Below are 26,591 nucleotides of genomic sequence, written 5' to 3' on the forward strand. Positions count from 1 at the left end.
AGCAGGAGCGGCGAGAATATGACCGTGCAGCACGAGGCCCCGTCCACGGGCGCCGAAGAGGCGCTGGAGGTCTGGATCGACCAGGACCTGTGCACCGGGGACGGGATCTGCGTGCAGTACGCCCCCGAGGTCTTCGAGCTGGACATCGACGGGCTCGCTTATGTGAAGAGCGGCGACGACGAGCTGCTCCAGGACGCCGGCGCGACGACGCCGGTGCCGCTGACACTGCTCCAGGACGTCGTGGACTCCGCGAAGGAGTGCCCGGGCGACTGCATCCATGTCCGCCGGGTCGCGGACCGGGTCGAGGTGTACGGCCCCGACGCGGAGTAGGCCCCGCCCGGCAGGGCCCGGGAGTCAGACGCCGCGCGCGTCGGCCTGCCCGGCGCGCACGAAGGCGCCGCCCCGCCAGCGCCAGCTGACCTGCTCCTTCTCGTCGGGGCAGCAGCGGGGCACGTCGAGGGACGAGTAGCCGAGCAGGGTGGCGAGGACCGCTCCGTCGCGTACGGCGAGCGCGGTGACGTTCTTGTGCTCTCCGGGTTCGACGAGGGTGGCCACCACGCGCGCGGGTGCTCCCGTCCCCTTGCCGCGGGTGAGGACGTAGACGCCGCTCGGCGGGGTCCCGGAGCCGGCTTCGCAGTGCACGACCGCAACAGTCTCGGGGTTTCCGTCCCCGTCGAGATCTCCGGACGCCCGCTTGGCGACCGTGCTGGGACCTCCCGCGCAGTCCACGGGGTAGTCCGCTCCGGCTGCCTCGGGGGCGGCCGCGGGACGGGGGGCGGTGGCGGGGGCCGCGCTCGCTCCGGCGGGGCCGGGCTGGAGAAGGCCCGCGAGGGCGACGACCGCGGCGGTCGCCGTGGCGGTGGCCAGCCAGTGGGCCGGCCGGGCGCGGGTGTGTGCGAGATCCGCGAGGTCCGGGGCGGCGGAGGGCTGCACGCGAGACGTCTCCTGTGGGTGGCGCGGTGGTTTCGGGCATCGTGCCACACGTCACAGGGAGACGGAACAGGCGGGGTCGGCCGGGGCGGTGGCCCCCGGAACATGAGGGCGCCGCCGCCGGGTTCCCTCCCGTGGGCGGGGAACTCGGCGGCGGCGCACCGTGGGTGTCGGGACGTCAGCCCTTGTTGGGGCCTTCGTAGTCCTCGCCGTACGCGCCCTTGGCGGGGCGGCGGCGGCGCATCGGCGGCTCGACACCGTCGGCGAGGCGACGGGCGGTGACGAGGAAGCCGGTGTGGCCGATCATGCGGTGATCGGGACGGACGGCGAGGCCCTCGACGTGCCAGTTGCGGATCATGGACTCCCAGGGCTGCGGCTCGGCGTAGCAGCCGAACTCGCGGATGGACTCCACGGTGCGCGCGAGCTGGGTGGTGGTGGCCACGTAGCAGCAGAGGATGCCGCCGGGGACGAGGGCCTTGGAGACGGCCTCCAGGCACTCCCAGGGGGCGAGCATGTCCAGGATGACGCGGTCGACGTCGGTGTCGGACAGGTTGTCCTGGAGGTCGCCGACGGTGAGCTGCCACGCGGGGTGGGGGCCGCCGAAGTAGCGCTCGACGTTGCCCTTGGCGATCTCGGCGAAGTCCTCGCGGCGCTCGTAGGAGTGCAGCATGCCGCTGTCTCCGATGGCGCGCAGGAGGAAGCTGCTCAGCGATCCCGAGCCCACTCCGGCTTCCACGACGCGTGCGCCGGGGAAGATGTCGGCGAAGGCCAGGATCTGCCCCGCGTCCTTGGGGTAGACCACGGCGGCGCCGCGGGGCATGGACAGGACGTAGTCGGGGAGCAGGGGGCGCAGCGCGAGGTAGGCGACGTTTCCGGTGGTGCGGACAACGCTGCCCTCGGGGGCGCCGATCAGTTCGTCGTGCGGGAAAGAACCCTTGTGGGTGTGGAAGTTCTTTCCCTCTTCGAGCGTGAACGTGTAGTGACGGCCCTTGGGGTCGGTCAGCTGAACCTGGTCCCCGACCTTGAAGGGCCCGCGTCGGCGGGCGGCACCGGTCGGTTCGGACATGCGAACAGAGTACCGGGATTACGAAGAGGGTCGTGCCATGGCCTTGACGAAGGCGCGTTCCACGTCGGTGGTGGCGAGGACGCCGTAGATCTCGCCCGTCTCCTCGACGACCAGGTACTCGGTGGCCGGGCTGGCGCGGAGGTGGTCGAGGAGGGGCTGTCCCGTGAGTTCGGCGGGGACGCGCATGCCGTCGGTGAGGTCCTGGGCGAGGGTGCTGACGGCGACCCAGGGGCGGCGGTGCTGGGGTACGGCGGCGATGGCGGCCTCGCGGACGATGCCGGTGGGGTCGCCGTTGCCGTCGACGACGACGAGCGCGCGGGCGCCGGCCTCGTTGGCCCGGCGGAGGGCCTCGGAGAGCGGCGTGGTGGGTTCGACGGGGATGGCGCGGCGGGTGAGGCTGCGGGCGCGGAGTTCGGGGAGGTGCTCGCGCAGCCGGGCCATGCGGAGGCTGTTGCCCGCGCCGGTCCAGATGATGGCGGCGAGGATGGCGGCGAGCAGGGCGTCGGTGACGGTGTCGAGGCCGCTGATGTCGTCGGTGGAGTTGCCGAGCAGGCCGGTGCGGGTGAGCAGGGGCAGGCCGACGAGGACGAGGACGGCGAGGAAGCGGCCGACCCAGGCGGCGGCGATGGTGCCGGCCATGGGCTTGCCGGTGATCTTCCAGACGACGGCGCGGAGCATGCGGCCGCCGTCGAGCGGGAGGCCGGGGAGCAGGTTGAAGATCGCGACGATGAGGTTGGAGATCATCAGGCCGGCGAGGAGGACGCCGGGGACGGTGCCGGGCTCGACGGCGTACATGGAGAGATAGAACACGCCGGCGAGGACGAGGGAGAGGAGGGGGCCGACGAAGGCGAGGACGAATTCGCGGCCGGGGGTCTCGGTCTCCTTCTCGATCTCCGAGACGCCGCCGAAGAACTGGAGCTGGATGCGGCGCACCGGGAGCTTGAAGCGGAGCGCGGCGATGGTGTGGGCCAGTTCGTGGACGAGCACGGAGGCGTAGAACGCGACGGCGAAGAAGAGGGAGACGAGGTAGCGGGCGGCGCCGAGTTCGGGCAGGACGCGTTCGATCTGGTCGCCGAAGACCCAGGTGATGAGGGCGGCGACCAGGAACCAGCTGGGGGCGACGTAGACGGGCACACCGAAGGGGCGGCCCATGAGGATCCCGCCGCCGGGCTCCTCGGTCCGCTGCGGCTTGGGCTCGTCCTGGTTCACGGGTTCCTCTCGTCGCGGGGTGTGACCCACGTCGGTTGCGTCACAACTCGATCATGCAGTGCGACGGGGTCCCGGGTCGATGGTATTCCGCCCGTTGTCGGTGGCGGGTCGTAGGGTCTTCGTCATGAGTACGAGCGAGCAGGTGCCGGCGGAGCCCCGGGCGCCCATGTCGTTGTCGCCGTCGCGGGCGAGCGATTTCATGCAGTGTCCGCTGCTGTACCGGTTCCGGGTGATCGACCGGCTGCCGGAGAAGCCGAGTGCGGCGGCGACGCGGGGCACGCTGGTGCACGCGGTGCTCGAGCGGCTCTTCGACGACCCGGCGGTGGAGCGGACGGCTCCGCGGGCGCGGGCGATGGTTCCCGGGCAGTGGGACCGGCTCCTGGAGTCGAAGCCGGAGCTGGGCGAGCTGTTCGCGGAGGATCCGGAGGGTGAGCGGCTCGCGGGCTGGCTGGGTGAGGCGGAGCGGCTGGTCGAGCGGTGGTTCACGCTGGAGGACCCGACGCGTCTTGAGCCGGCCGAGCGTGAGCTGTTCGTGGAGACGGAGCTGGACTCGGGGCTTCGGCTGCGCGGGGTGATCGACCGGATCGACGTGACGCCTTCGGGTGACGTGCGGATCGTCGACTACAAGACGGGCAAGGCGCCGCGGCCGGAGTACCGCGACGGCGCGCTGTTCCAGATGACGTTCTACGCCCTGGTGGTGTGGCGGCTGCGGCAGGTGATCCCGCGGCGGTTGCAGCTGGTCTATCTCGGCAGCGGGGAGGTGCTGACGTACGACCCGGTGGAGGCGGATCTGCTGCGGGTGGAGCGGAAGCTGCTCGCGCTGTGGGACGCGATCCGGCTGGCGACGGAGTCGGGTGACTGGCGGCCGCGTCCGACGAAGCTGTGCGGCTGGTGCGACCACCAGGCGGTGTGCCCCGAGTTCGGTGGGACTCCCCCGGTCTATCCGCTGAAGATCGTCGCCGCGCGCCCGCCGGAGTCGGGCGAATCGGGGCAGGGCAGAATGGACCCGGCCCCGTCGGCACCGTAGTGCCGGCGTTCCTCGTGAGCCCAGGTCCCGTGAAGGAGCCCTTGTGACGATCCGCGTCCTCTTGGTCGACGATCAGCCGCTGTTGCGCACCGGCTTCCGGATGATTCTGGAGGCGGAGGGTGACATCGCGGTGGTGGGTGAGGCCGGGGACGGTCTCCAGGCGCAGGACCAGGTGCGGGCGCTGCAGCCGGACGTGGTGCTGATGGACATCCGGATGCCGCGGATGGACGGGGTGGAGGCGACCCGGCAGATCACCGGTCCCGGCCGGGACGGTCCGGCGAAGGTGCTGGTGCTGACGACCTTCGACCTCGACGAGTACGTGGTGGAGGCGCTGCGGGCCGGGGCGAGCGGTTTCCTCCTGAAGGACGCCCCGGCGAACGAGCTGGTGCAGGCGATCCGGGTGGTGGCGGCGGGTGAGGCGATGCTGGCCCCTTCGATCACGCGCCGGCTGCTCGACAAGTACTCGGCGCATCTGCCGACGGGCGAGGAGCGGATGCCGGACGCGCTGAACAGTCTGACGGACCGTGAGGTGGAGGTCCTGAAGCTGGTGGCGCGGGGCCTGTCGAACGCGGAGATCGCGGCGGACCTGTTCGTCAGCGAGACGACGGTGAAGACGCATGTGGGTCATGTGCTGACGAAGCTGGGCCTGCGGGACCGGGTGCAGGCCGCGGTGTACGCGTACGAGAGCGGTCTGGTGCGGCCGGGCGCCGGACAGTAGCCGGTCCGCCGGGAACGGCGACGACAGAGGGGCCCGGTGCGCGGTGCGCGCCGGGCCCCTCTGTCGTGGCTCGTGCCGTGTCGTGTGCCGCCGTGGGGCGGTCAGCCCTTGCGGATCTCCCAGAAGCGGAAGACGGTCGAGGCGTCGAGGGTCCATTCGAGGCCGGTGACGTCGTCGCGGGCGACGGCGTACTGCTTGCCCTGCCAGAGCGGCAGCATGGGGATCTCCTCGGCGACGAGGTCCTGGAGCTTCCCGTACTCGTCGGCGGTGGCGGCGCGGTCGGCGACGGCGGCCGTCTTCGGGAGGAGGCTGCCGGTGATGGTGGCGTTGTCGTAGTGGTTGCCGACGACGTTGCCCTCGCCGAAGAAGGGGGCGGTGAAGTTGTCGGCGTCGGGGTAGTCGGGGACCCAGCCCTTGACGTAGACGCCGTACTTGCCGGCCGCGATGTCCTTCTCGTACTGGTCGTACGCGACGGACTTGACGTCGGCGTCGAAGAGACCGCTCGCGTTGAGCTGGCCGGCGATGGCCTTGAGCTCCTGGTCGGTGGCGGGGCCGTAGCGGCTGGGGGTGGACCAGAGGGTGAGCTTCACCTTGTCGGTGATGCCGGCCGCGCGCAGGGCCTTCTTCGCCTTCGCCTTGTCGGGGGTGCCGTAGGTGTCGAAGAAGGCGGTGTTGTGTCCGGCGATGCCGGCCGGGACGATCGAGTAGAGCGGCGTGGCCGTCGACTTGTAGACGCCTTCGACGAGGGCCTCGCGGTCGACGAGGTGGGCGATGGCCTTGCGTACGCCGAGCTTGCCGGCGACCGGGTCCTTCATGTTGAAGACCAGGTGCTGGACCTCGGCGCTGCTGCCCTGGGTGACCTCGATGCCCCGGTCGCCGGTCGTGGCGGAGTTCTCGAGGGCGGCGATGTCGTCGGCGGAGAGGCCTCGGTAGGCCACGTCTATCTGACCGTCGGTGAGGGCCTTGGAGAGGGCGGAGCGGTCGCCGCGGAAGAGCTTGAGGGTGACGGCGTCGTTCTTGTGCCGTGCGGTGCCCTGGTAGCCGGAGTTGGCGGAGAAGGTGGCCTCGGTGTCGCTGAGGGAGTCCAGCTTGTAGGGGCCCGAGCCGGTGGCCTTGCCGTCGGTGCGGAGCGCGTCGGCCGGGTACTCGCGGTGGTCGACGATGGAGCCGGCGCCGGAGGCGATCTTGCTGGGGAAGGTGGCGTCCGGGACCTTGAGGCGGAAGACGACGGTCCGCTCGTCCGGGGTCTCGATCTTCTCGATGGTGGAGAGCAGCGGCGCGGGGCCGGCCGGATCGGCGATCTTGAGGGCCCGGTCGAAGGAGTACTTGACGTCCTCCGAGGTGAGCTTGTTGCCGTTGGAGAAGGTGAGGCCGTCGCGCAGGGTGCAGGTGTACACGGTGCTGCCCGCGGAGAAGCCGCACCTGTCGGCGGCCTCGGGCTCGGGCTCGGAGCCGCCCTTGGGGAAGGCGAGCAGGGACTGGAAGACGTTGTTGAACAGCAGCCAGGAGCCGGGGTCGTAGCCGGCCGCCGGGTCGGTGGCGAGGATCTCGTCGGACATGCCGACGCGTACGCCGTTGCCGGAGCCTCCGGCTCCGCCCTGTTCGGTGCCGCAGCCGCTGAGGAGGGCGGCGGCCAGGCCGGCGGCGAGCGGGGCCGTCAGCCACTTGTTGTGCGTCTTCACAGAACGTGCCTCGTGATCTCTTGTCAGGCCGGCCGCGCGCGGTACGCGGCCGGTGTAACCGATCCTGTCGACGGGGTCATGCGGTGTTATGCGGTGCCGCGCCCCAGTTCCCAGAGCAGGAGGTCGGAGGACGTGTTGAGGGCGTTCTCGACTCCGTTGAGCTCGGTTCGCGCGGCGACGTACTGCTTGCCCTGCCACAGCGGCAGGACGGGCACGTCCTCGGCGACGATCTTCTGGATCTGGTTGAAGACGGGGCTCGCGGCGGTGCGGTCGGCCTGGCGGCGCGAGCGCGGGATGAGCTGGTCGCGGACGACCTTGTTCACGTACGGGGTGTTGAGGAAGTTGTCGCTGTCCAGGAACGGCGCGATGTAGTTGTCCGGGTCCGGGTAGTCCGGGAACCAGCCGAGGCCGTAGACGGCGTAGTCGCCGCGCTTCTGGGCGGTGCGGAACGTGGACCACTCGGCGCCCCGGACGGTGGTGTCGAAGAGCCCGGTGGCGTCGAGCTGCTTCTTGAGCGCGTCGAACTCCTGGGCGGTCTCGGCGCCGTAGTGGTCGGTGGTGTAGTTCAGGGTCACCTTGACCGGGGTCTCGACGCCCGCGTCCTTGAGGAGCTTGGCGGCGCGGGCGCGGTCGGGCTCGCCGTACTCGTCGAAGAACGGGGTGGCGTGGCCGGTGATGCTGGAGGGGATCAGCGAGTACAGGGGCTCGGCGGTGGGGCCGTAGACCGAGTTGACGAGGGCGCCGCGGTCGACGACGGCGGCCATGGCCTGGCGGACGGCCTTCTCCTCGACGGCGGGGGCCTTGGTGTTGAAGCCGAGGTAGCGGATCTCCAGGCCCGGGACCTCGATCATCTCGATGCCCTCCTTGGGCTTCTCGGTGAGGTTCCTGACCTGCTGCTGCGACAGGGAGCGGGCCATCATGTCGATGTCGTCGCTCTCCAGGGCCTGGCCCATGGTGCTCGCGTCGGCGTAGGGGCGCAGCACGACCTTGTCGTTGCGCAGGGTGATGTCGCCCTTGTAGGCCGGGTTCTTGGTGAAGACGAAGCGGGTGGCCTTCTCGCCCTCGCGCTCGACCTTCATGGTGTACGGGCCGGAGCCGTCGACGTCGAAGCCGTCGCGGAGCTTGTCGGCGGCGTACTTGTCCTTGCTGAGGATGCCGGCGACCGGGGTGGAGAGCTTGTACGGGAAGGTGGCGTCGGGGGTCTTCAGGTGGAAGACCACCTCGTCGGCGCCCTTGGTCTCGACGGTGTCGACGTTCGAGAGGAGGGCGGCCGTGCCGTTGTCCGACTTGATCTTCAGCACCCGGTCGACGGAGAACTTGACGTCCTCGGCGGTGATCGGGGTGCCGTCGGCGAAGGTGAGGCCGGAGCGGAGCTTGCAGCGGTAGCTCTCGCTGGCCTTGTCGGAGAACCCGCAGCTCTGGGCGGCCTCGGGGACGGGCTCGCCGCCGCCGTGGGGCACGTGCATCAGGGTCTGGACGGTCTGGCGCAGGATGTTCCACGCGCCGGTGTCGTACGCGAAGGCGGGGTCGAACGGGGCGGGGGCGTCCGCGGTGGCGATGAACTGGTCCGTGGTGCCGACGACGATCGCTCCGTCCTCCTCGGCTCCGCCGCAGGCGGCGAGCAGGGGGACGAGCAGTCCGGCCGCGGCCGGGAGCACCAGGGTCTTGCGGTTCATCAGGGACGATCTCCTCATCCGGCACTGGGATACAGCGGTCAGTGGAACTCCGCCGCCGGCCGCCCGGTCGGGGCGGGAGCGATCGGGCCGGGTGTTGCGATCGGTCCTGTGTTCGCGGCTGTTCACGGCGACTTGGGTGTGCGCCGGTGCACGCGGTTATGCGGCGAAGTACTCGCGAAAGATTAGTGGGCGGCGCCCCTATTGCCTGACCACGGGTGCCCGTGGGGGTAATCGCACAGTGATCATGAATGCGGGGGGCTCGATAGTCATGCGATGGATGATGCGGACGGTGCAGATCTAATCGGGACACATGGGGACGCCGAAACCCCACCTTTTCGGTCACGGGGTACAGGCAGGGCCACCCACCGTCAGGCACTCTGGGTGACCAAGGTCACGCAGCGGCCTTTTCGGCGAATGGCCTCGATGCTTTCCGTACGGCGAAAGCGCATTACGCGGGGAAAGCTCAGGGAAACCTCAGATCCCGGTGATCAATGTGCGGAGAAAGGGCACGTCGACCTCTTCGAGGGAACGCACGACGACCCGGCCGGGAGAGGCCGCGATCGGGGCGACGGAGGGCACCGCGACGACCCGGCAGCCGGCCGCCTCCGCGGCTGCCACACCGGTCGCCGTGTCCTCGACGACGGCGCACAGCGCCGGGTCGGCCCCGACCCCGCGGGCGGCGGTCAGATAGGGCTCGGGGTGCGGCTTGGTCCGGGCGACCTCGTCGCCGGCGACGGTGAGGGTGAAGCGGTCACGGCCGAGCGAGTCGAGGACCCGGTCGATGATCCGCCGGTGCGAAGCGGAGACCAGGGCGGTGGGGATGGAGTGCCGGGCGAGTTCGGCGAGGAGCCGCTCGGCTCCGGGCATCAGCGGCACGCCCCGGTCGATGCGCCGCTCGAACTTCTCGTTGAGCAGGACGGTCAGTTCGGCGAGGGTGATGTCGGCGCCGGTGGACTCGATGAGATAGCCCGCGCTGCGGGTCATCGGGCCGCCGACGACGACGTCCCGCCAGGCCTCGTCCAGCCGGTGCCCGAGGTCGGCGAAGACCTCCACCTCCGCGTCCCACCAGAAGCCCTCCGTGTCGACGAGGGTCCCGTCCATGTCGAGGAAGACCGCCTGCAGGGCGGAGCTTCCGTTCGTACGGAACAGGGACGCGGGGACCGTACTGGTCATCCGGACACCTCCATGGAGGGACGAGAAGGCCGGCCCTCCTCCCCGGTACGGGGAGGAGGGCCGGCCTGCACTGGACCGACAAGTGTACGTCCCGATCATCGCGGACGCGGGGATTTACCCCTGGACGGTCACCTGGCGTTGAAGTACTTCGCCTCGGGGTGATGGATCACGATGGCGTCGGTGGACTGCTCGGGGTGGAGCTGGAACTCCTCCGACAGGTGCACACCGATGCGCTCCGGGCCCAGCAGCTCCGCGATCTTCGCGCGGTCCTCCAGGTCGGGGCAGGCGCCGTAGCCGAGGGAGAAGCGCGCACCGCGGTACTTGAGGTCGAACATGTCCTGGACGTGGGCCGGGTCCTCGCCCCCGAAGCCCAGCTCGGCGCGGACCCGGGCGTGCCAGTACTCGGCGAGGGCCTCGGCGAGCTGCACGGAGAGGCCGTGCAGCTCCAGGTAGTCGCGGTAGGAGTCGGACTCGAAGAGCTTGGCCGTGGCCTCGCCGATCTTGGAGCCGACGGTGACGACCTGGAGGCCGACGACGTCGGTCTCGCCGGACTCCTCCGGGCGGAAGAAGTCCGCGAGGCAGAGGCGGCGGCCGCGGCGCTGGCGCGGGAAGGTGAAGCGGGTCCGCTCGTTGCCGGCATCGTCCAGGATGATCAGGTCGTCGCCCTTGGAGACGCAGGGGAAGTAGCCGTGGACGACGGCCGCCTCCAGGAGGTTCTCCGTGTGGAGCTTGTCCAGCCAGCCGCGCAGCCGCGGCCGGCCCTCGGTCTCGACGAGCTCCTCGTACGTGGGTCCGTCGCCGGTCCGGTTCTGCTTGAGGCCCCACTGGCCCTTGAAGAGGGCGCCCTCGTCGAGCCAGGACGCGTAGTCCTTCAGCGGGATGCCCTTGACGACCCGGGTGCCCCAGAACGGCGGAGTGGGCACCGGGTTGTCGGTGGCGACGTCGGAGCGCCCGCCGGGCTCCGGCTCGGCGACCTGGAGGGCGGCGGTGTCCTGCTTCGCGACCCGGCGCTGCTTGAGCTCGGGGAGTACGGCTCCGGGGACGCCGCGCTTGACGGAGACGAGGGCGTCCATGAGGCGCAGGCCCTCGAAGGCGTCGCGGGCGTAGCGGACCTCGCCCTGGTAGATCTCGTACAGGTCCTGTTCGACGTACGCCCTGGTGAGGGCGGCGCCGCCGAGGATCACGGGGTACTTGGCGGCCAGCTCGCGCTGGTTCAGCTCCTCCAGGTTCTCCTTCATGATCACGGTGGACTTCACGAGGAGACCGGACATGCCGATGACGTCGGCCCGGTGCTCTTCGGCGGCTTCGAGGATCGCGGAGACCGGCTGCTTGATGCCGATGTTGACGACGTTGTAGCCGTTGTTGGAGAGGATGATGTCGACGAGGTTCTTGCCGATGTCGTGGACGTCGCCGCGGACGGTGGCGAGGACGATCGTGCCCTTGCCGTCCGCGTCCGACTTCTCCATGTGCGGTTCGAGGTAGGCGACGGCCGTCTTCATGACCTCGGCGGACTGGAGCACGAACGGCAGCTGCATCTGGCCGGAGCCGAACAGCTCGCCCACGGTCTTCATGCCGTCGAGCAGGATCTCGTTGACGATCTCCAGGGCGGGCCGGAGCGTCAGGGCCTCGTCGAGGTCTGCCTCCAGGCCGTTCTTCTCGCCGTCGACGATCCGGCGCTTCAGCCGCTCGTCCAGCGGCAGCGCGAGGAGTTCCTCGGTCTTGCCGGCCTTCATCGACTTGGTGTTGACGCCCTCGAAGAGGGCCATCAGCTTCTGCAGCGGGTCGTAGCCCTCGGAGCGCCGGTCGTAGATGAGGTCGAGGGCGGTGGTGACCTGCTCGTCGTCGAAGCGGGCGATGGGCAGGATCTTCGAGGCGTGGACGATCGCCGAGTCCAGGCCCGCCTTCACGCACTCGTCGAGGAAGACGGAGTTGAGGAGGATGCGGGCGGCCGGGTTCAGACCGAAGGAGATGTTGGACAGGCCCAGCGTGGTCTGGACGTCCGGTCGGCGGCGCTTCAGCTCGCGGATCGCGTCGATCGTGGCGATGCCGTCCTTCCGCGACTCCTCCTGACCGGTGCAGATGGTGAAGGTCAGGGTGTCGATGAGGATGTCGGACTCGTGGATGCCCCAGTTGCCGGTGAGGTCCTCGATGAGCCGCTCGGCGATGGCGACCTTGTGCTCGGCGGTGCGGGCCTGGCCCTCCTCGTCGATGGTGAGCGCGATGAGCGCGGCGCCGTGCTCCTGGGCCAGCCGGGTGACCTTGGCGAAGCGGGACTCGGGGCCGTCGCCGTCCTCGTAGTTGACCGAGTTGATGACGGCCCGGCCGCCGAGCTTCTCCAGGCCGGCCCGCAGGACGTCCACCTCGGTGGAGTCCAGGACGATGGGCAGCGTGGAGGCGGTCGCGAAGCGGCCTGCGAGCTCCTCCATGTCGGCGACGCCGTCGCGGCCCACGTAGTCGACGCACAGGTCGAGCATGTGCGCGCCCTCGCGGATCTGGTCGCGGGCCATCTCGACGCAGTCGTCCCAGCGGCCTTCGAGCATGGCCTCGCGGAACTTCTTCGAACCGTTGGCGTTCGTGCGCTCGCCGATCGCCATGTACGCGGTGTCCTGCCGGAACGGCACGGTCTGGTAGAGCGAGGCGGCGCCGGGCTCCGGGCGCGGGTCGCGGGCGCCGGGGGTGAGGCCCTGGACGCGCTCGACGACCTGGCGCAGGTGCTCGGGGGTGGAGCCGCAGCAGCCGCCGACCAGCGAGAGGCCGTAGTCGCGGACGAAGTTCTCCTGCGCGTCGGCCATCTCGGGCGCCGTGAGCGGGAAGTAGGCGCCGTCCTTGGTCAGGATGGGCAGGCCGGCGTTCGGCATGCACATGAGCGGCGTACGGGAGTGGCGGGCGAGGTAGCGCAGGTGCTCGCTCATCTCGGCCGGGCCGGTGGAGCAGTTCAGGCCGATCAGGTCGATGCCGAGGGGCTCCAGGGCGGTCAGCGCCGCGCCGATCTCGGAGCCGAGCAGCATGACGCCCGTGGTCTCGAAGGCGAGCGAACAGATCAGGGGTACGTCGAGCCCCACGGCTTCCATCGCGCGGCGGGCGCCGATGAGGCTCGCCTTGGTCTGCAGCAGGTCCTGGGTGGTCTCGACGATCAGGGCGTCGGCGCCGCCGGCGAGCAGGCCCTCGGCGTTCTGCTGGTAGCCGTCGCGCAGGACGCCGTATCCGATGTGGCCGAGCGACGGCAGCTTGGTGCCGGGGCCGATCGAGCCGAGCACCCAGCGCTGGCGGCCGTCCCGGGCGCCGAACTCGTCGGCGACCTCGCGGGCGATCCGGGCGCCGGCCTCGGACAGCTCGAAGATCCGGTCGGCGATGTCGTACTCGCCCGCCGCCGAATGGTTGGAGCCGAAGGTATTGGTCTCGACGCAGTCGACGCCGGCCTCGAAGTACTCCCGGTGCACCGAGCGGACGATGTCCGGCCGGGTGACGTTCAGGATCTCGTTGCATCCTTCGAGGTTCTGGAAGTCCTCGAGCGTGGGGTCCTGCGCCTGGAGCATGGTGCCCATGGCGCCGTCGGCGACGACGACTCGGCTCGCCAGCGCCTCGCGGAGGGCTGCGGCGCGGTTCCTGCTGTCGGCGGAAGGGGTCGGCAACGAGGCCATGGATGAGCTCCCAGGGGTGCGACGGCTGTCGGCTTTGCACCTTCGGAGGAGGGTGCACGGGGCCAGCGTAACCGCGCTCGCCCTGGGGTGGACACGGCGTCCCACAGGCCGGACGGCATCCTGTGTGCGGGGACTCCCGGTCCGGCCCGTTCTTGCCCGACACTGTCAGGTGTGACACAAGGTCGACATCGACCGATAGTGTTCAGCATTGTCGAACAACGTGAGAGGGAGAAGGGCCGGGCGATGGCGAAGAACATCCAGTCGCTTGAACGAGCGGCGGCCATGCTGCGACTGCTCGCCGGTGGCGAGCGCCGGCTCGGCCTGTCGGACATCGCGTCCTCGCTCGGGCTCGCCAAGGGCACCGCCCACGGCATTCTGCGCACCCTCCAGGCGGAGGGCTTCGTGGAGCAGGAGGCGACCTCGGGCCGCTACCAGCTCGGCGCGGAGCTGCTGCGGCTCGGCAACAGCTATCTGGACGTGCACGAGCTGCGCGCCCGGGCCCTGGTCTGGACGGACGACCTCGCCCGGTCCAGCGGCGAGAGCGTGCACCTGGGGGTGCTGCACCTCCAGGGCGTGCTGATCGTCCACCACGTCTTCCGGCCCGACGACAGCCGGCAGGTGCTGGAAGTGGGGGCCATGCAACCGCTGCACTCCACGGCCCTCGGCAAGGTCCTCTCGGCGTACGACCCGGTGGCGCACAGCGAAGTGGTGGAGGTCGAGCGGGAGGCGTTCACGCCCCGTACGACGACGGAGCTGACGGACTTCGAGTCGCTGCTCGACCTGACGCGGGCCCGGGGCTGGGCAGCGGACGTGGAGGAGACCTGGGACGGCGTGGCCTCGGTGGCGGCGCCCATCCACGACCGGCGCCGGATGCCGGTGGGCGCGGTGGCGGTCACGGGCGCGGTGGAGCGGCTCTGCCCGAACGGCGAGCTGCGTCCGGAGCTGGTGGCGGCGGTGCGTGACTGCGCCCGTGCGGTGTCCCGGGACCTCGGGGCCCGGCGCTTCTGAGCCCTGGGGCCGACACGCCTGAACCCGCCGGTAACGATCGCGTTATCGGCGGGTTTTTCGTATCCGGAACCCTTGACGCGCTGTTCACCTGGGGGCAAAACTTCCGTGCATCGGTCGGCATTGCCGAACACTTGACGGCAATAGACGCTAGAGTGTGGCAGTGCCAAGGGCCGGTAACGCCCTCACACGAGGGTGCGGACCACCGGAGGGACCCGGGGTTCGCCTTCCCCTGGACGAAGGACAAAGGAGTCGCGGGTGTCCAGCTCCGACATCTTCCTCGGCGAGACCATCGGTACCGCCGTTCTCATTCTGCTCGGCGGCGGTGTGTGTGCCGCCGTCACGCTCAAGGGCTCCAAGGCCCGCAACGCGGGCTGGCTCGCGATCACCTTCGGGTGGGGCTTCGCCGTCATGACGGCCGTCTACATGACGGCTTCCCTCTCGGGCGCCCATCTGAACCCCGCCGTCACGGTCGGAATCGCGATCAAGGACGGGACGTGGAACGACGTCCCCGTCTACATCGCGGGCCAGATGCTCGGCGCGATGATCGGTGCGGCACTGGTCTGGGTGGCCTACTACGGCCAGTTCCAGGCCCACCTCACCGACCCCGAGGCCGCCGCGAAGACGCCGATCGAGGGCCCCGGCCCGGTGCTCGGCGTCTTCTCCACCGGCCCCGAGATCCGGAACACCTGGCAGAACCTGGCCACCGAGATCATCGGCACCGTCGTGCTCGTCCTGGCCGTGCTCACCCAGGGCCTCAACGACAGCGGCAAGGGCCTCGGCGTCATAGGCGCCCTGATCACCGCGTTCGTGGTCGTCTCCATCGGCCTCTCGCTCGGTGGCCCGACCGGCTACGCGATCAACCCGGCCCGTGACCTCGGCCCGCGCATCGTGCACGCCCTGCTGCCGCTGCCGAACAAGGGCGGCTCCGACTGGAGCTACGCCTGGATCCCGGTCGCGGGACCGCTGATCGGTGGCGCCATCGCCGCGGGTATCTACAACATCGCGTTCGCCTGAGCCGTCCTTCTCCCAGACTTCCCTTGGAGCACACCGTGACCGACGCACACACCTCCGGCCCGTTCATCGCGGCCATCGACCAGGGCACCACGTCGTCCCGCTGCATCGTCTTCGACAAGGACGGCCGGATCGTCTCGGTCGACCAGAAGGAGCACGAGCAGATCTTCCCGAAGCCGGGCTGGGTCGAGCACGACGCCGCCGAGATCTGGACCAACGTCCAGGAGGTCGTGGCCGGCGCCCTGGCGAAGGGCGGCATCGCCGCCTCGGACGTCAAGGCCATCGGCATCACCAACCAGCGCGAGACCACGCTGCTGTGGGACAAGAACACCGGTGAGCCCGTCCACAACGCCCTCGTCTGGCAGGACACCCGCACCGACGCGCTCTGCAAGGAGCTCGGCCGCAACGTCGGCCAGGACCGCTTCCGCCGCGAGACCGGCCTGCCGCTGGCCAGCTACTTCGCGGGACCGAAGATCCGCTGGATGCTCGACAACGTCGAGGGCCTGCGCGAGCGCGCCGAGGCCGGCGACATCCTCTTCGGCACCATGGACTCCTGGGTCATCTGGAACCTCACCGGCGGCACCGACGGCGGCGTGCACGTCACCGACGTCACCAACGCCTCGCGCACCATGCTGATGAACCTGCACACCCTGGCCTGGGACGAGAAGATCGCCGAGTCCATGGGCGTCCCGCTGAACGTCCTCCCGGAGATCAGGTCCTCCGCCGAGGTCTACGGCCACGTCAAGGACGGCGTCCTCGCCGGTGTCCCGGTCGCCTCGGCGCTCGGTGACCAGCAGGCCGCCCTGTTCGGCCAGACCTGCTTCGCCGAGGGCGAGGCGAAGTCGACGTACGGCACCGGCACCTTCATGCTGATGAACACCGGCGACAAGATCATCAACTCCTACAGCGGCCTGCTGACCACGGTCGGCTACCAGATCGGCGACGAGAAGCCGGTCTACGCCCTGGAGGGCTCGATCGCCGTCACCGGTTCGCTGGTGCAGTGGATGCGCGACCAGATGGGTCTGATCAAGTCCGCCGCCGAGATCGAGACCCTCGCGTCCTCGGTCGAGGACAACGGCGGCGCCTACTTCGTGCCGGCCTTCTCCGGCCTCTTCGCCCCCTACTGGCGCTCCGACGCCCGCGGTGTCATCGCCGGTCTCACCCGGTACGTCACCAAGGCGCACATCGCCCGCGCCGTCCTGGAGGCCACCGCCTGGCAGACCCGCGAGATCACCGACGCCATGACCAAGGACTCCGGCGTCGAGCTGACCGCGCTGAAGGTCGACGGCGGCATGACCTCCAACAACCTGCTGATGCAGACCCTCTCGGACTTCCTGGACGCGCCCGTCGTACGTCCGATGGTCGCCGAGACCACCTGCCTCGGTGCCGCCTACGCCGCCGGCCTGGCCGTCGGCTTCTGGCCGGACACCGACGCGCTGCGCGCCAACTGGCGCCGCGCCGCGGAATGGACCCCTCGCATGGACGCCGACAGGCGTGACCGCGAGTACAAGAGCTGGCTCAAGGCCGTCGAACGCTCCATGGGCTGGCTCGACGACGCATCCGAGGAGTAAGACACATGACCACCCTGCAGAGCGTCCCCGCCCTCGGGACGCACCCGGCTTCCGGCTCCCTCCCGAGCCGCGCCGAGACCCGGGACCGGCTTTCCAAGGCGACGTACGACCTCCTGGTGATCGGCGGCGGCATCCTGGGCATCTCCACCGCCTGGCACGCCGCGCAGTCGGGCCTGCGGGTGGCCCTGGTGGACGCCGGCGACTTCGCCGGCGCCACCTCCTCCGCCTCCTCGAAGCTCCTCCACGGCGGTCTCCGCTACCTGCAGACCGGCGCGGTCAAGCTGGTGGCGGAGAACCACTTCGAGCGGCGTGCGGTCTCCCGTCAGGTGGCACCGCACCTCGCCAACCCCCTCACCTTCTACCTGCCCGTCTACAAGGGCGGCCCGCACGGCGCCGCCAAACTGGGTGCCGGTGTCTTCGCGTACTCCGCCCTCTCGGCCTTCGGCGACGGCGTCGGGCACCTGCTCTCCCCCGCCAAGGCCGCGCAGGACGTGCCGGAACTGCGCACGGACAACCTCAAGGCCGTGGCCGTCTACGGCGACGACCAGATGAACGACGCCCGCATGGCCCTGATGACGGTCCGCGCCGCGGTCGACGCCGGAGCCACCGTCCTCAACCACGCCGAGGTCACCGGGCTCCGCTTCACCCGCGGCCGGGTCACCGGCGCCGAGCTCAAGGACCGCACCAGCGGCGACGAGTTCGGCGTCACCGCCCGACTCGTGCTCAACGCCACCGGCCCGTGGGTCGACCACCTGCGCAAGATGGAGGACCCCAACGCGGCCCCCTCCATCCGCCTCTCCAAGGGCGCGCACCTGGTCCTCAAGCGGACCTCGCCGTGGAAGGCCGCCCTGGCCACCCCGATCGACAAGTACCGCATCACCTTCGCCCTCCCCTGGGAGGACATGCTCCTGCTCGGCACGACCGACGAGGAGTACGAGGGCGACCCCGGCCAGGTCGAGGTCACCGAGAAGGACACCGCCCAGATCCTGGACGAGGCCGCCTTCTCCATCCGTGACCAGCAGCTGTCGCGCGACCTGATCACGTACTCCTTCGCCGGTCTCCGGGTGCTTCCCGGCGGTCCCGGCGACACCTCCAAGGCCAAGCGCGAGACGGTCGTCACCGAGGGCCGCGGCGGCATGCTGTCGGTGGCCGGCGGCAAGTGGACGACCTTCCGCCACATCGGCCGTACGGTGATGAGGAAGCTGGAGCAGCTCCCCGGCCATCCGCTGGGCGAGGACTACGAGTCGGTTTCGACGCTGCCGAAGCGGCTTCCGCTGCCCGGCATCGCCAACCCGAACGCGGTCGCGCACCGGCTGCTCGTCGACGGTCCCGCGCCGGGCCCGCGGATGGCCGCCGACACGGCCAAGCACCTGGCGACGCACTACGGTTCGCTCGCCTTCGACATCGCCCGCATGGCGAACGAGAACCCGGAGCTCGCCCGCCGCGTCCACCCGGACGCGCCGGAGATCTGGGCGCAGGTCGCCTACGCCCGCGACCACGAGTGGGCCGAGACCGCGGACGACGTGCTGCGCCGCCGTACGACGCTGACCATCCGCGGTCTCGCGACGGACGAGGTCCGCGCCGGCGTCGAGTCGATGCTCGGGAAGTAACTTCCTTCGGGTCAGGGGCGGTTCCTCGTGGAGGAACCGCCCCTCTCGCGTGCCGTGTGCGGAGGCGGGTTCCTGGGTAGTCGATCAAGGCCGCACGGGTTTTCGGGGGTGTCCGGGGGCTGCGGACGGACCTCCGGGAAGCCTTAAGGTTGGTCCGTACGACAGGAACTTCGAAAAGGAGGCGCTGGGTGATCGAGCTCGAGGGGGTACCCGAGCTGATCGACCCGGTCATGGTGGCCGCGTTCGAAGGCTGGAACGACGCCGGCGACGCCGCCTCCACCGCGGTCGCCCATCTGGACCGGGAATGGAAGGGCGAGGTGTTCGCGGCGCTCGACGCCGAGGACTACTACGACTTCCAGGTCAACCGGCCCACGGTTTTCCTGGACAACGGCGTACGGAAGATCACCTGGCCGACGACCCGGCTCTCCGTGGTCAGGGTCGGCGGCGACAAGCCCCGCGACCTGGTGCTCGTACGCGGGATCGAGCCGTCGATGCGCTGGCGCTCCTTCTGCAACGAGATCCTCGCCTTCGCCCACGAGCTGGGTGTGGAGATGGTCGTCATCCTGGGCGCGCTGCTCGGGGACACCCCGCACACCCGGCCGGTGCCGGTCAGCGGAGTGACGTCCGACCCGGACCTCGCGCGCACGATGGACCTGGAGGAGACCCGGTACGAGGGCCCCACAGGCATCGTCGGCATCCTCCAGGAGGCGTGCACGCACGCGGGCGTGCCCGCGGTGAGCCTGTGGGCGGCGGTGCCGCACTACGTGTCGCAGCCGCCGAACCCGAAGGCGACGCTGGCGCTCCTCAACCGCCTGGAGGACCTGATCGGTCTGCGCATCCCGCTGGGCGAGCTGCCCGAGGACGCGCGGGCCTGGCAGCTGGGCGTGGACCAGCTGGCCGCCGAGGACAGCGAGGTGGCCGAGTACGTGCAGACCCTCGAGGAGGCCCGGGACACGGCCGAGCTGCCGGAGGCCTCGGGCGAGGCCATCGCCCGTGAGTTCGAGCGGTATCTGCGGCGGCGCGAGCCGGGTTCGGGCCCCGGTCCGGGTCCGGGCCTGGCGACGGAGGGCGGCGACACGGCGTTCCTGCGGGACCCCGGCAGCGGCCGGACGAGGCCGCCGAAGCCTGAGCAGCCGGGCCCGGAGGCAGTGCCGGGCGGGGAGACGGCGCCCGAGGCGCCCGAGGCGGGTCCTGCGAAGGAGGCCCCGCGCGACGCCGACGGTGGCGACGGGCCCGAGGGGCCCGAGCCGCCCGGTGAGGGCGCGGGCGACGACGCCGAGGAGTGACCGGTACGGGAGGGGCGGCGCGGCCGCCCCTCCCGTACGGCTTTCCGGGCCCGTTCGGCCGTGCCGCGACGAAACCGCCCCCGGACCTCTGAGAGGTCCGGGGGCGGTCGTGTGAACGGGTGCCGGGTGAGGGATCCGGGCTACAGGGCGACGCCGAGGAGGGCGTCGACCGCGCGGGAGACGAGTCCGGGGGCGGAGTCGTCGGTGCCGCCCTCGGCCTCCTGGAGCGCGGCCCAGCGGTCGACGGCCACCAGTGCGGCGGGGGCGTCGAGGTCGTCGGAGAGCGCCTCGCGGAGCTCCTCGACGAGCGCGTCGGCGGACGGTCCGTCGGGCCGGGACACGGCGGCCCGCCAGCGGCCGAGGCGCTCCACGGCGTCCTGGAGGACCTGGTCGGTCCACTCCCAGTCGGCGCGGTAGTGGTGGGAGAGGAGTGCGAGCCGGATGGCGGCCGGGTCGACGCCGTCGCGGCGGAGCCGTGAGACGAAGACCAGGTTGCCGCGGGACTTGGACATCTTCTCGCCGTCGAGGGCGACCATGCCGGCGTGGACGTACGCCTTGGCCATCGGGAACTCGCCGGTGAGGGCCTGGGCGTGGGAGGCGCCCATCTCGTGGTGCGGGAAGATCAGGTCGGATCCGCCGCCCTGCACGTCGAAGCCCATGCCGAGGTGGTCGAGGGCTATGGCGACGCACTCGATGTGCCAGCCGGGGCGGCCCGCGCCGAGGCTGGCGCCGTCCCAGCTCGGCTCGCCCTCGCGGGCGGCCATCCAGAGCATCGGGTCGAGCGGGTTCTTCTTGCCCGGGCGCTCGGGGTCGCCGCCGCGCTCGGCGGAGAGGTGACGCATCAGCTCGTTGGTGTAGTTCGAGACCTGCCCGAAGTGCGGGTCGGCGTCGACGGAGAAGTAGATGTCGCCGTCGAGCTCGTAGGCCGCCCCGGAGTCCCGGAGCCGTTCGACGAGCGGGACGATGCCGGGTATGGCCTCAACGGCGCCGATGTAGTGCTGCGGGGGCAGCATCCGCAGGGCGGTCATGTCCTCGCGGAAGAGTGCGGTCTCGCGCTCGGCGAGGCCGACCCAGTCGATGCCGTCGCGGATCGCGCGCTCCAGGAGCGGGTCGTCCACGTCCGTGACGTTCTGGACGTAGTGCACCTGCCGCTTGGTGTCGAGCCACACGCGCTGAACGAGGTCGAACGCGTTGTAGGTCGCCGCGTGACCCATATGGGTCGCGTCGTACGGCGTGATGCCGCAGACGTAGATACGGGCGACGGGGCCGGGGGCGAGGGTGACTCGTCCGCCGGTCGCGGTGTCGTGGATCCGGAGGTCGCGGCCCTTGCCGGGAAGGGCGGGGACCTCAGAAGCGGGCCAGGCATGCATGACCCGAGCGTAACCGGACAGCTGTTCCGGATACGAACCGGAGGGGGATCTTGACCGATTAGGCGCTCTTGCGGGTCGGAGGCTCGGATGCATACCCCCCTGGGGTGAAGAGCCCCGGGACCAGCGTGGCTGAAACCTTTCGCTCCGGCTCAGACCGGGGGCCAGGGAATGGCCGGCCACCGCCCGGAGGGCTCCGGGTGCCGCCCGGTGGCCCGCAGCGCCTCCACGCGCGCGCGTACCGCCGCCACCTCCGCGTGGGTCAGCAGATCCGCGAGCCGGGCCGCGAGGGCCGCTCCCGGCGCCAGGGAGCGGTCGAGCGCGTCGAGCACCCCGGCCGCCTCGGCGGGCAGCTCCTCGCCCGCCCAGCCCCACAGGAGCGTGCGCAGCTTGTCCTCGACGTGGAAGGTGACCCCGTGGTCGATGCCGTAGAGCCGTCCGTCGGGCGCGGGCAGCAGGTGCCCGCCCTTCCGGTCGCCGTTGTTGATGACCGCGTCCAGGACGGCGAGCCGGCGCAGTTCGGGGGTGTCCGCGTGGACGAGGAGCGCGGTGCGCTCCTCGTCGAGCTGGGCGGGCCCGACGGCCTTCCAGCCCGCGCCCGCCTCGGCGTCCTCGGTGAGGGCGAGCAGGCGTGCCTCCGGGTCGGCCTCGATCCACAGCTGGACCATGCCCTCGCCGTACGGGCCGTCGCGGAGCACGGTCGGCGGGATCAGGCCCCAGCCGGTCGCCTCGGAGATCTCGTAGGCCGCGACCTCGCGCTGGGCGAGGGTGCCGTCGGGGAAGTCCCACAGCGGCCGCTCCCCCGCGACCGGCTTGTAGACGCAGGCCGCCTCCCGGCCGTCGTACGCGACGGAGCAGTAGAGCACGGCGTTGGAGGCCTCGCGGACCTGGCCGCGCACGGTCAGCTCACCGCGGGCGAGCAGCTCGGCGTCGGGCGTCGTGAGGCTGCTGCTCATGCTCCGCGGCGGTATCCGTTCTGGCGGGGGCAGACGTGGCCCTCGGGGTCGAGCGGCAGGCTGCACAGCGGGCACGGCGGCCGGCCGGCGTTGACGACGTCGAGGGCTCTCTTGCAGAAGGCGCGCGCCTGCGCGCCGCTGAGGCGGACCCGGAGCATCGGCGGGCCGTTCTCCTCGTCCTGGAGCAGCCGCTCCTCGGCCTCGGCGAGGTCCTCCTCGGAGTCCACGTCGAGTTCGACGAGCGCCTGCGCCTCGACGATCATGCGCTGCTCCTCGCCGTCCCAGGCGAGTGCCATGGTGCCGACCCGGAACTCCTCCTCGACGGGTACGTCGAGGGGGGCGGTGTCGGACACCTCGGCGGGGGCGACCGCGGGGACCGGCGCGTTGCCCCCGGTGCGGCGCACGACCTCGTCGAGCAGTTCGTCCATGCGCTCGGCGAGGGCGGCGACCTGTGTCTTCTCCAGGGCGACGCTGGTGACCCGGCCGCCGGCGGACGCCTGGAGGAAGAACGTACGGCGCCCAGGCAGTCCGACCGTACCGGCCACGAAACGCTCCGGTGGGTCGTAGAGGAACACCTGACGGGACACGTTTCCCGGCTCCCTTGCGTCTCGACAGTCGTACTACAGCGGCGCGTCCACCCTACTGCGCGAGGGGATCACGGTGCGCCCGCACCACCACCGACCTCAGCCGTCCCGCTGCTGTCGGGGTGGTCACGGGGGCCGAATCCGGTGAAGTCCCCCGTGTCGCCGAGGCGGAGGAGGAAGGGCCGCAGGCGCGTGTAGCGGATGACGGTGACCGAGCAGGGGTCCACGTGGATGCGCTGGAAGAGGTCGAGATGGAGGCCGAGGGCGTCCGCCACGACCGACTTGACGATGTCTCCGTGCGAGCACATGACGTAGCAGGCGTCCTCGCCGTACTCGGCCTCGACGCGTGCGTTCCAGTCGTGGACGGCGTCGACCGCGCGGGCCTGCATGGCGCGCATGGACTCGCCGCCGGGGAAGGCGGCGGCGGAGGCGTGCGCCTGGACGACCTGCATGAGCGGCTCGTCGCTCAGTTCGGCCAGCTTGCGGCCGGACCAGTCGCCGTAGTCGCACTCGTTGATCCGGTCCTCGATGTGGAGTGGGAGGTCCGGGCGAGCGGCCAGGAGGGGCCGCAGGGTCTCCCGGCAGCGCTGGAGGGGGCTGGAGACGACGGCGGCGAGCGGGACGTCCGCGAGGCGCCCGGGCAGCGCGGCGGCCTGGGCGGCCCCCCGCTCGTCGAGGGCGACCCCGGGCGTGCGCCCGGCGAGGACCCCGGAGGTGTTGGCGGTGGAGCGTCCGTGCCGGACGAGGATCAGCGTGGCCATGACGGCCAGCGTAGGCGGTGTCCCCCGCGAACCGGAGAGAGGTGAAGAGGGCCCGGGCGGACGCACGCGTGCGTGGCGGGGCCGTTCGGGGGAGAATGCGGCGCGTGATCGTGGACTCTGCCATCTATCGGGACGGGCGCCGCACGGACGGGCCCGCCGACCTCTCGGACGCGCTCGACGAGGCGCGGGCCGCCGGGGACGCCTTCCTCTGGGTCGGGCTGCACGAGCCGTCGGAGGCGGAGTTCGACCATGTCGCCTCCGAGTTCCAGCTGCACCCGCTGGCGGTCGAGGACGCCCTGAAGGCCCACCAGCGGCCCAAGCTGGAGGTCTACGACGACTCGCTGTTCACGGTCCTGAAGCCGATCATCTACGAGCCGGAGAGCGACCGGGTCTCCTCGGGCGAACTGATGCTGTTCATGGGCGACTCGTTCGTGGTGACGGTCAGGCACGGCGAGGGGGCGCCGCTCGCGCAGGTGCGCAGGCGTCTCGAGGCCGACCCCGAGGTGCTGAAGCACGGGCCGACGGCGGTGCTGTACGCGGTGAGCGACGCGATCGTGGACCACTACCTGGAGGTGGCGGGCGAGCTCCAGGTGGACCTGGAGGAGCTGGAGGCGGACGTCTTCTCCCCCTCCGGCGGCAATCCGGCGAACACCGCGGAGCGGATCTACACGGCGAAGCGGCAGGTCCTGGAGTTCCGGCGGGCCAGCGGTCCGCTCGCGGGACCGCTGGCCCGGCTCACGGCCGGTTCTGTGCCGTTCGTGAACAAGCAGTCGCACCCGTTCTTCCGGGACGTCAACGACCATCTGCTGCGCTCCAACGAGCAGGTGGAGGGCCTCGACCGGCTCCTGTCCGACGTGCTGTCGGCCCATCTCGCGCAGATGGGGGTGCGGCAGAACGACGACATGCGGAAGATCTCGGCGTGGGCGGCCATGGCGGCGGTGCCCACGATGGTCGCGGGGATCTACGGCATGAACTTCGACCACATGCCGGAGCTGCGCTGGGTGGGCTCGTACCCGGTGGTGCTCATCGCGATGACGGGCATCGTCCTGGGGCTGTACCGGCTGTTCAAACGGCGCGGCTGGATGTGAGGACCGGCCCCGCGTTCCGGGCGGGGCCGGTGTTCACCAGGCGTGGCGGGGGCTCAGAAGGCGGGGGCCGGGGTGGCGGGCCCGCCGAGGGCGTCGAGCCGCTCGGGCATCCGCAGGTCGACCATCCTGTGCCAGCCGGCCGCGCGCTCGTACGCGTACATGCCGTGGATCCCGGCGGCGAGCGCGAGCGCCTTGGGCCGGGGCCAGCGCAGGATCCTGCCCATGTGGCCCATCACCGCGAGGCTGACGTCGCGGTAGACCTGGATCTCGACGAGGGCCGACTCGCGCAGGGTCCGCTGGATGAGCCGGCCGTGGCCCGCGCGGGCGAGGCGGAGAAGCTCCTCGTGGCAGTAGGCGAGGTGGTTGGCCTCGTCGTTGTCGATCATGTGGATGGCCTTGCCGAGTTCGGGGTGGTCCCCGAAGTACGTCACGAGCATGTCCATCTGGTCGGCGGCACGCTGCTCGGTGACCCGGCTGTGGGCGAGGTAGACGACGACGTCCTGCTCGGTCAGCAGCTCGTGCCGGCGCAGCTTGTCGTGCGCGAGACCGATGCCGCGCTGTTCGAGGAGCATCGTGTAGTCGGTGTCGGGCGGTACGGGGACGGGTTCGAGGCCGCGCTTCTTCATCAGCGCGTTGAAGATCCGGCCGTGCTTGTCCTCGTCGGCGCCGTGCCGGGTGATCTTGGGCGTGAGGTCCCGCATGCCGGGCGCGACGAGAGCCGCGATCCTGGCGTTCTCCCAGCCGCCCTGGGTCTCTCCGCTCGCCGCGATGGAACAGAAGAGCTGGAAGGACTCGTCGTTGTCGATGATTTCCTGGAACAGGCTCCTGGCCGTGAGCATCGCCGCCACCTCCGTGCGCGTGTCCGCACTCCGTACGCCCCCGGGACCACGAGTCAAGTGCGGTCCGGGGCGGCGGGCAACAGGAGGGCCCTGCGACTCGGCCGAAAGAGTGAGCCGCGGGGGCGTAACCGCGGGCCGTGCGGAGCCGTTGTGCTGCATGACGGCCGTGGCGGGGAAGACCCCCCGAGCCCCCACCACGGCCGCAGACTTCAATTCCGGTTCACCCGCGTCACGCGGGTGAACACCCCTCCCGCGTCACGCGAGGCCCGCACGCTCCATGGCCTCCACGCCCGCCCGCAGGGCCGCCACCCGCTCGTCCAGGGTGAAGCCGGCCGGGGCGAGGGTGAGGGTGGTGACCCCGGCCTCGGCGTAGGCCGTCATCCGTTCCGCGATCCGCTCGACGGAGCCCAGCAGGGTCGTCTGGTCGATCAGGCTGTGGGGCACGGCGGCCGCGGCGCCGGTCTTGTCGCCGGCCAGGTACTTGTCCTGGATCTCGGCGGCCTCCTTCTCGTAGCCCATGCGCTGCGCGAGCTGGTTGTAGAAGTTCTGCTTGCGGCTGCCCATGCCGCCGACGTAGAGCGCGGTGTACGGCCGGAACACGTCGGCGAGGGCGCCGACGTCATCGCCGAGGGCGAGCGGAACGGTGGGACAGACGTCGAAGCCGTCCATCGTCAGGCCGGCCTTCTCACGGCCGGCGCGCAGCGGCCTGAGCGCGGTCTCCTCCAGGTGGGCGGCGGAGGGGAAGATCAGCAGGGCGCCGTCGGCGATCTCGCCGGTCTGCTCCAGGTTCTTGGGACCGATGGCGGCGATGTAGAGCGGGATGTGCTCGCGCTCCGGGTGGACGGTGAGCTTGATGGGCTTGCCGGGGCCACCGGGCAGCGGCAGGGTCCAGTGCTCGCCCTCGTGGGTGAGGCGCTCGCGCGACATGGCCTTGCGGACGATCTCGACGTACTCGCGGGTCCGGGCGAGCGGCTTGTCGAACTTCACGCCGTACCAGCCCTCGGAGACCTGGGGCCCCGAGACGCCGAGTCCGAGCCGGAAACGGCCGCCGGTGAGCGAGTCGAGGGTGGCCGCGGTCATCGCCGTCATGGCGGGCTGCCGGGCGGGGATCTGCATGATCGCGGAGCCGACGTCGATCCGCTCGGTCTTCGCCGCGACCCAGGCGAGGACGGTGGGGGCGTCGGAGCCGTAGGCCTCGGCGGCCCAGCAGACGTCGTAGCCGAGGCGGTCCGCCTCCTGGGCGACGGCGAGGTTGTCGCCGTCCATACCGGCGCCCCAGTAGCCGAGGTTGATGCCGAGCCGCATGTCCACGCACCCCTTACCCATCGGTAACGTCCTTGTGGCCCGGACTCTAGCGCGCGCTCGGGCGATCCGTCAGGACGCGGTTG

The 26,591-nt window shown here is 70.9% G+C and carries 22 protein-coding genes; 9 read left to right on the plus strand and 13 right to left on the minus strand.

The window, feature by feature from the left end; genetic code table 11:
• The first annotated feature begins 18 nt into the window (after positions 1–18).
• Complete coding sequence (locus ACIA8N_RS20880) at positions 19–330, plus strand: ferredoxin (RefSeq protein ID WP_365786490.1); 312 nt, start codon at positions 19–21, stop codon at positions 328–330.
• Positions 331–354: 24 nt separating this feature from the next.
• On the opposite strand, the gene ACIA8N_RS20885 is transcribed toward ACIA8N_RS20880, so the two are convergent.
• The 3 genes from ACIA8N_RS20885 to ACIA8N_RS20895 form a co-directional block, all read right to left on the minus strand.
• On the minus strand, positions 355–933 hold the full coding sequence (locus tag ACIA8N_RS20885; RefSeq protein WP_365786488.1) for a hypothetical protein: 579 nt from the start codon (positions 931–933) through the stop codon (positions 355–357).
• 175 nt (positions 934–1,108) lie between these two features.
• Positions 1,109–1,996, minus strand: coding sequence for a tRNA (adenine-N1)-methyltransferase (locus tag ACIA8N_RS20890; RefSeq protein WP_015032448.1), 888 nt, complete (start codon positions 1,994–1,996; stop codon positions 1,109–1,111).
• 18 nt (positions 1,997–2,014) lie between these two features.
• Positions 2,015–3,148, minus strand: coding sequence for a site-2 protease family protein (locus ACIA8N_RS20895; protein WP_365786546.1), 1,134 nt, complete (start codon positions 3,146–3,148; stop codon positions 2,015–2,017).
• A 181-nt stretch (positions 3,149–3,329) separates the two neighbouring features.
• Between ACIA8N_RS20895 and ACIA8N_RS20900 the strand changes: the two genes are divergently transcribed.
• Both ACIA8N_RS20900 and ACIA8N_RS20905 read left to right on the plus strand, forming a co-directional pair.
• Positions 3,330–4,232, plus strand: coding sequence for a PD-(D/E)XK nuclease family protein (locus ACIA8N_RS20900; protein ID WP_365786485.1), 903 nt, complete (start codon positions 3,330–3,332; stop codon positions 4,230–4,232).
• A 43-nt stretch (positions 4,233–4,275) separates the two neighbouring features.
• A complete protein-coding gene (locus tag ACIA8N_RS20905; protein ID WP_030220416.1) occupies positions 4,276–4,950 on the plus strand; it encodes a response regulator transcription factor in 675 nt (224 codons plus the stop codon).
• A 101-nt stretch (positions 4,951–5,051) separates the two neighbouring features.
• Here the strand turns inward: ACIA8N_RS20905 and ACIA8N_RS20910 are convergent, their stop codons facing one another.
• The 4 genes from ACIA8N_RS20910 to metH form a co-directional block, all read right to left on the minus strand.
• Positions 5,052–6,632 (minus strand): ABC transporter substrate-binding protein, encoded by a 1,581-nt coding sequence (locus ACIA8N_RS20910; protein WP_365786482.1) that lies wholly within the window; start codon positions 6,630–6,632, stop codon positions 5,052–5,054.
• An 86-nt stretch (positions 6,633–6,718) separates the two neighbouring features.
• Positions 6,719–8,308, minus strand: coding sequence for an ABC transporter substrate-binding protein (locus ACIA8N_RS20915; RefSeq protein WP_365786480.1), 1,590 nt, complete (start codon positions 8,306–8,308; stop codon positions 6,719–6,721).
• Between the two features lie 474 nt (positions 8,309–8,782).
• Positions 8,783–9,481 carry an HAD family phosphatase gene (locus tag ACIA8N_RS20920; protein ID WP_365786478.1) on the minus strand — a complete coding sequence of 233 codons (699 nt, stop codon included), beginning with the start codon at positions 9,479–9,481 and terminating at the stop codon, positions 8,783–8,785.
• Positions 9,482–9,609: 128 nt separating this feature from the next.
• Positions 9,610–13,122 (minus strand): methionine synthase, encoded by a 3,513-nt coding sequence (metH, locus tag ACIA8N_RS20925; RefSeq protein ID WP_365787674.1) that lies wholly within the window; start codon positions 13,120–13,122, stop codon positions 9,610–9,612.
• Positions 13,123–13,365: 243 nt separating this feature from the next.
• On the opposite strand from metH, the gene ACIA8N_RS20930 reads away from it, so the two are divergent.
• From ACIA8N_RS20930 to ACIA8N_RS20950, 5 genes are all read left to right on the plus strand, one after another.
• On the plus strand, positions 13,366–14,130 hold the full coding sequence (locus ACIA8N_RS20930; RefSeq protein ID WP_030218268.1) for an IclR family transcriptional regulator: 765 nt from the start codon (positions 13,366–13,368) through the stop codon (positions 14,128–14,130).
• 255 nt (positions 14,131–14,385) lie between these two features.
• Positions 14,386–15,144 carry an MIP/aquaporin family protein gene (locus tag ACIA8N_RS20935; protein WP_365787677.1) on the plus strand — a complete coding sequence of 253 codons (759 nt, stop codon included), beginning with the start codon at positions 14,386–14,388 and terminating at the stop codon, positions 15,142–15,144.
• 35 nt (positions 15,145–15,179) lie between these two features.
• On the plus strand, positions 15,180–16,712 hold the full coding sequence (gene glpK / locus ACIA8N_RS20940; protein WP_365787679.1) for a glycerol kinase GlpK: 1,533 nt from the start codon (positions 15,180–15,182) through the stop codon (positions 16,710–16,712).
• A 5-nt stretch (positions 16,713–16,717) separates the two neighbouring features.
• Entirely contained in the window at positions 16,718–18,322 is a 1,605-nt protein-coding gene (locus ACIA8N_RS20945; protein ID WP_030551634.1) for a glycerol-3-phosphate dehydrogenase/oxidase, read from the plus strand.
• Positions 18,323–18,510: 188 nt separating this feature from the next.
• Complete coding sequence (locus ACIA8N_RS20950) at positions 18,511–19,608, plus strand: PAC2 family protein (protein WP_365787682.1); 1,098 nt, start codon at positions 18,511–18,513, stop codon at positions 19,606–19,608.
• Between the two features lie 140 nt (positions 19,609–19,748).
• Here ACIA8N_RS20950 and mshC read toward each other — a convergent pair whose 3' ends face one another.
• The 4 genes from mshC to ACIA8N_RS20970 all read right to left on the minus strand — a co-directional run bounded on the left by mshC (position 19,749) and on the right by ACIA8N_RS20970 (position 23,276).
• Positions 19,749–20,978 (minus strand): cysteine--1-D-myo-inosityl 2-amino-2-deoxy-alpha-D-glucopyranoside ligase, encoded by a 1,230-nt coding sequence (gene mshC, locus ACIA8N_RS20955; RefSeq protein WP_365787684.1) that lies wholly within the window; start codon positions 20,976–20,978, stop codon positions 19,749–19,751.
• A 149-nt stretch (positions 20,979–21,127) separates the two neighbouring features.
• Positions 21,128–21,931, minus strand: coding sequence for an SCO1664 family protein (locus tag ACIA8N_RS20960; RefSeq protein ID WP_365787686.1), 804 nt, complete (start codon positions 21,929–21,931; stop codon positions 21,128–21,130).
• Positions 21,928–22,518, minus strand: a complete 591-nt coding sequence (locus ACIA8N_RS20965) for a DUF3090 domain-containing protein (protein WP_365787688.1) — start codon at positions 22,516–22,518, stop codon at positions 21,928–21,930. The genes ACIA8N_RS20960 and ACIA8N_RS20965 overlap by 4 nt, the downstream gene beginning before the upstream one ends.
• Positions 22,519–22,586: 68 nt before the next feature.
• Positions 22,587–23,276, minus strand: a complete 690-nt coding sequence (locus ACIA8N_RS20970) for a histidine phosphatase family protein (protein ID WP_365787690.1) — start codon at positions 23,274–23,276, stop codon at positions 22,587–22,589.
• A gap of 95 nt (positions 23,277–23,371) precedes the next feature.
• On the opposite strand from ACIA8N_RS20970, the gene ACIA8N_RS20975 reads away from it, so the two are divergent.
• The gene (locus ACIA8N_RS20975; RefSeq protein ID WP_365787692.1) at positions 23,372–24,364 is read left to right on the plus strand and encodes a magnesium and cobalt transport protein CorA; all 993 of its coding nucleotides are present in this window, start codon (positions 23,372–23,374) and stop codon (positions 24,362–24,364) included.
• Between the two features lie 53 nt (positions 24,365–24,417).
• Here the strand turns inward: ACIA8N_RS20975 and ACIA8N_RS20980 are convergent, their stop codons facing one another.
• Together ACIA8N_RS20980 and ACIA8N_RS20985 are read right to left on the minus strand one after the other, a co-directional pair.
• Complete coding sequence (locus tag ACIA8N_RS20980) at positions 24,418–25,203, minus strand: ferritin-like domain-containing protein (RefSeq protein ID WP_365787694.1); 786 nt, start codon at positions 25,201–25,203, stop codon at positions 24,418–24,420.
• A gap of 255 nt (positions 25,204–25,458) precedes the next feature.
• Entirely contained in the window at positions 25,459–26,508 is a 1,050-nt protein-coding gene (locus tag ACIA8N_RS20985) for an LLM class F420-dependent oxidoreductase (RefSeq protein ID WP_365787700.1), read from the minus strand.
• Between the last annotated feature and the right edge of the window lie 83 nt (positions 26,509–26,591).

The organism is Streptomyces sp. NPDC051822, assembly GCF_044452745.1.
In the GTDB taxonomy this organism is placed as follows: domain Bacteria; phylum Actinomycetota; class Actinomycetes; order Streptomycetales; family Streptomycetaceae; genus Streptomyces.

Coding starts and splice junctions, on each gene's coding strand:
- metH (WP_365787674.1), bottom strand. CDS start 13,122: ATGGCCTCGTTGCCGACCCCTTCCGCCGACAGCAGGAACCGCGCCGCA.
- ACIA8N_RS20970 (WP_365787690.1), bottom strand. CDS start 23,276: ATGGCCACGCTGATCCTCGTCCGGCACGGACGCTCCACCGCCAACACC.
- ACIA8N_RS20945 (WP_030551634.1), top strand. CDS start 16,718: ATGACCACCCTGCAGAGCGTCCCCGCCCTCGGGACGCACCCGGCTTCC.
- ACIA8N_RS20880 (WP_365786490.1), top strand. CDS start 19: ATGACCGTGCAGCACGAGGCCCCGTCCACGGGCGCCGAAGAGGCGCTG.
- ACIA8N_RS20890 (WP_015032448.1), bottom strand. CDS start 1,996: ATGTCCGAACCGACCGGTGCCGCCCGCCGACGCGGGCCCTTCAAGGTC.
- ACIA8N_RS20895 (WP_365786546.1), bottom strand. CDS start 3,148: ATGGGCCGCCCCTTCGGTGTGCCCGTCTACGTCGCCCCCAGCTGGTTC.
- ACIA8N_RS20900 (WP_365786485.1), top strand. CDS start 3,330: ATGAGTACGAGCGAGCAGGTGCCGGCGGAGCCCCGGGCGCCCATGTCG.
- ACIA8N_RS20915 (WP_365786480.1), bottom strand. CDS start 8,308: ATGAACCGCAAGACCCTGGTGCTCCCGGCCGCGGCCGGACTGCTCGTC.
- mshC (WP_365787684.1), bottom strand. CDS start 20,978: ATGCATGCCTGGCCCGCTTCTGAGGTCCCCGCCCTTCCCGGCAAGGGC.
- ACIA8N_RS20985 (WP_365787700.1), bottom strand. CDS start 26,508: ATGCGGCTCGGCATCAACCTCGGCTACTGGGGCGCCGGTATGGACGGC.
- ACIA8N_RS20960 (WP_365787686.1), bottom strand. CDS start 21,931: ATGAGCAGCAGCCTCACGACGCCCGACGCCGAGCTGCTCGCCCGCGGT.
- ACIA8N_RS20920 (WP_365786478.1), bottom strand. CDS start 9,481: ATGACCAGTACGGTCCCCGCGTCCCTGTTCCGTACGAACGGAAGCTCC.
- ACIA8N_RS20980 (WP_365787694.1), bottom strand. CDS start 25,203: ATGCTCACGGCCAGGAGCCTGTTCCAGGAAATCATCGACAACGACGAG.
- ACIA8N_RS20975 (WP_365787692.1), top strand. CDS start 23,372: ATGCGGCGCGTGATCGTGGACTCTGCCATCTATCGGGACGGGCGCCGC.
- ACIA8N_RS20930 (WP_030218268.1), top strand. CDS start 13,366: ATGGCGAAGAACATCCAGTCGCTTGAACGAGCGGCGGCCATGCTGCGA.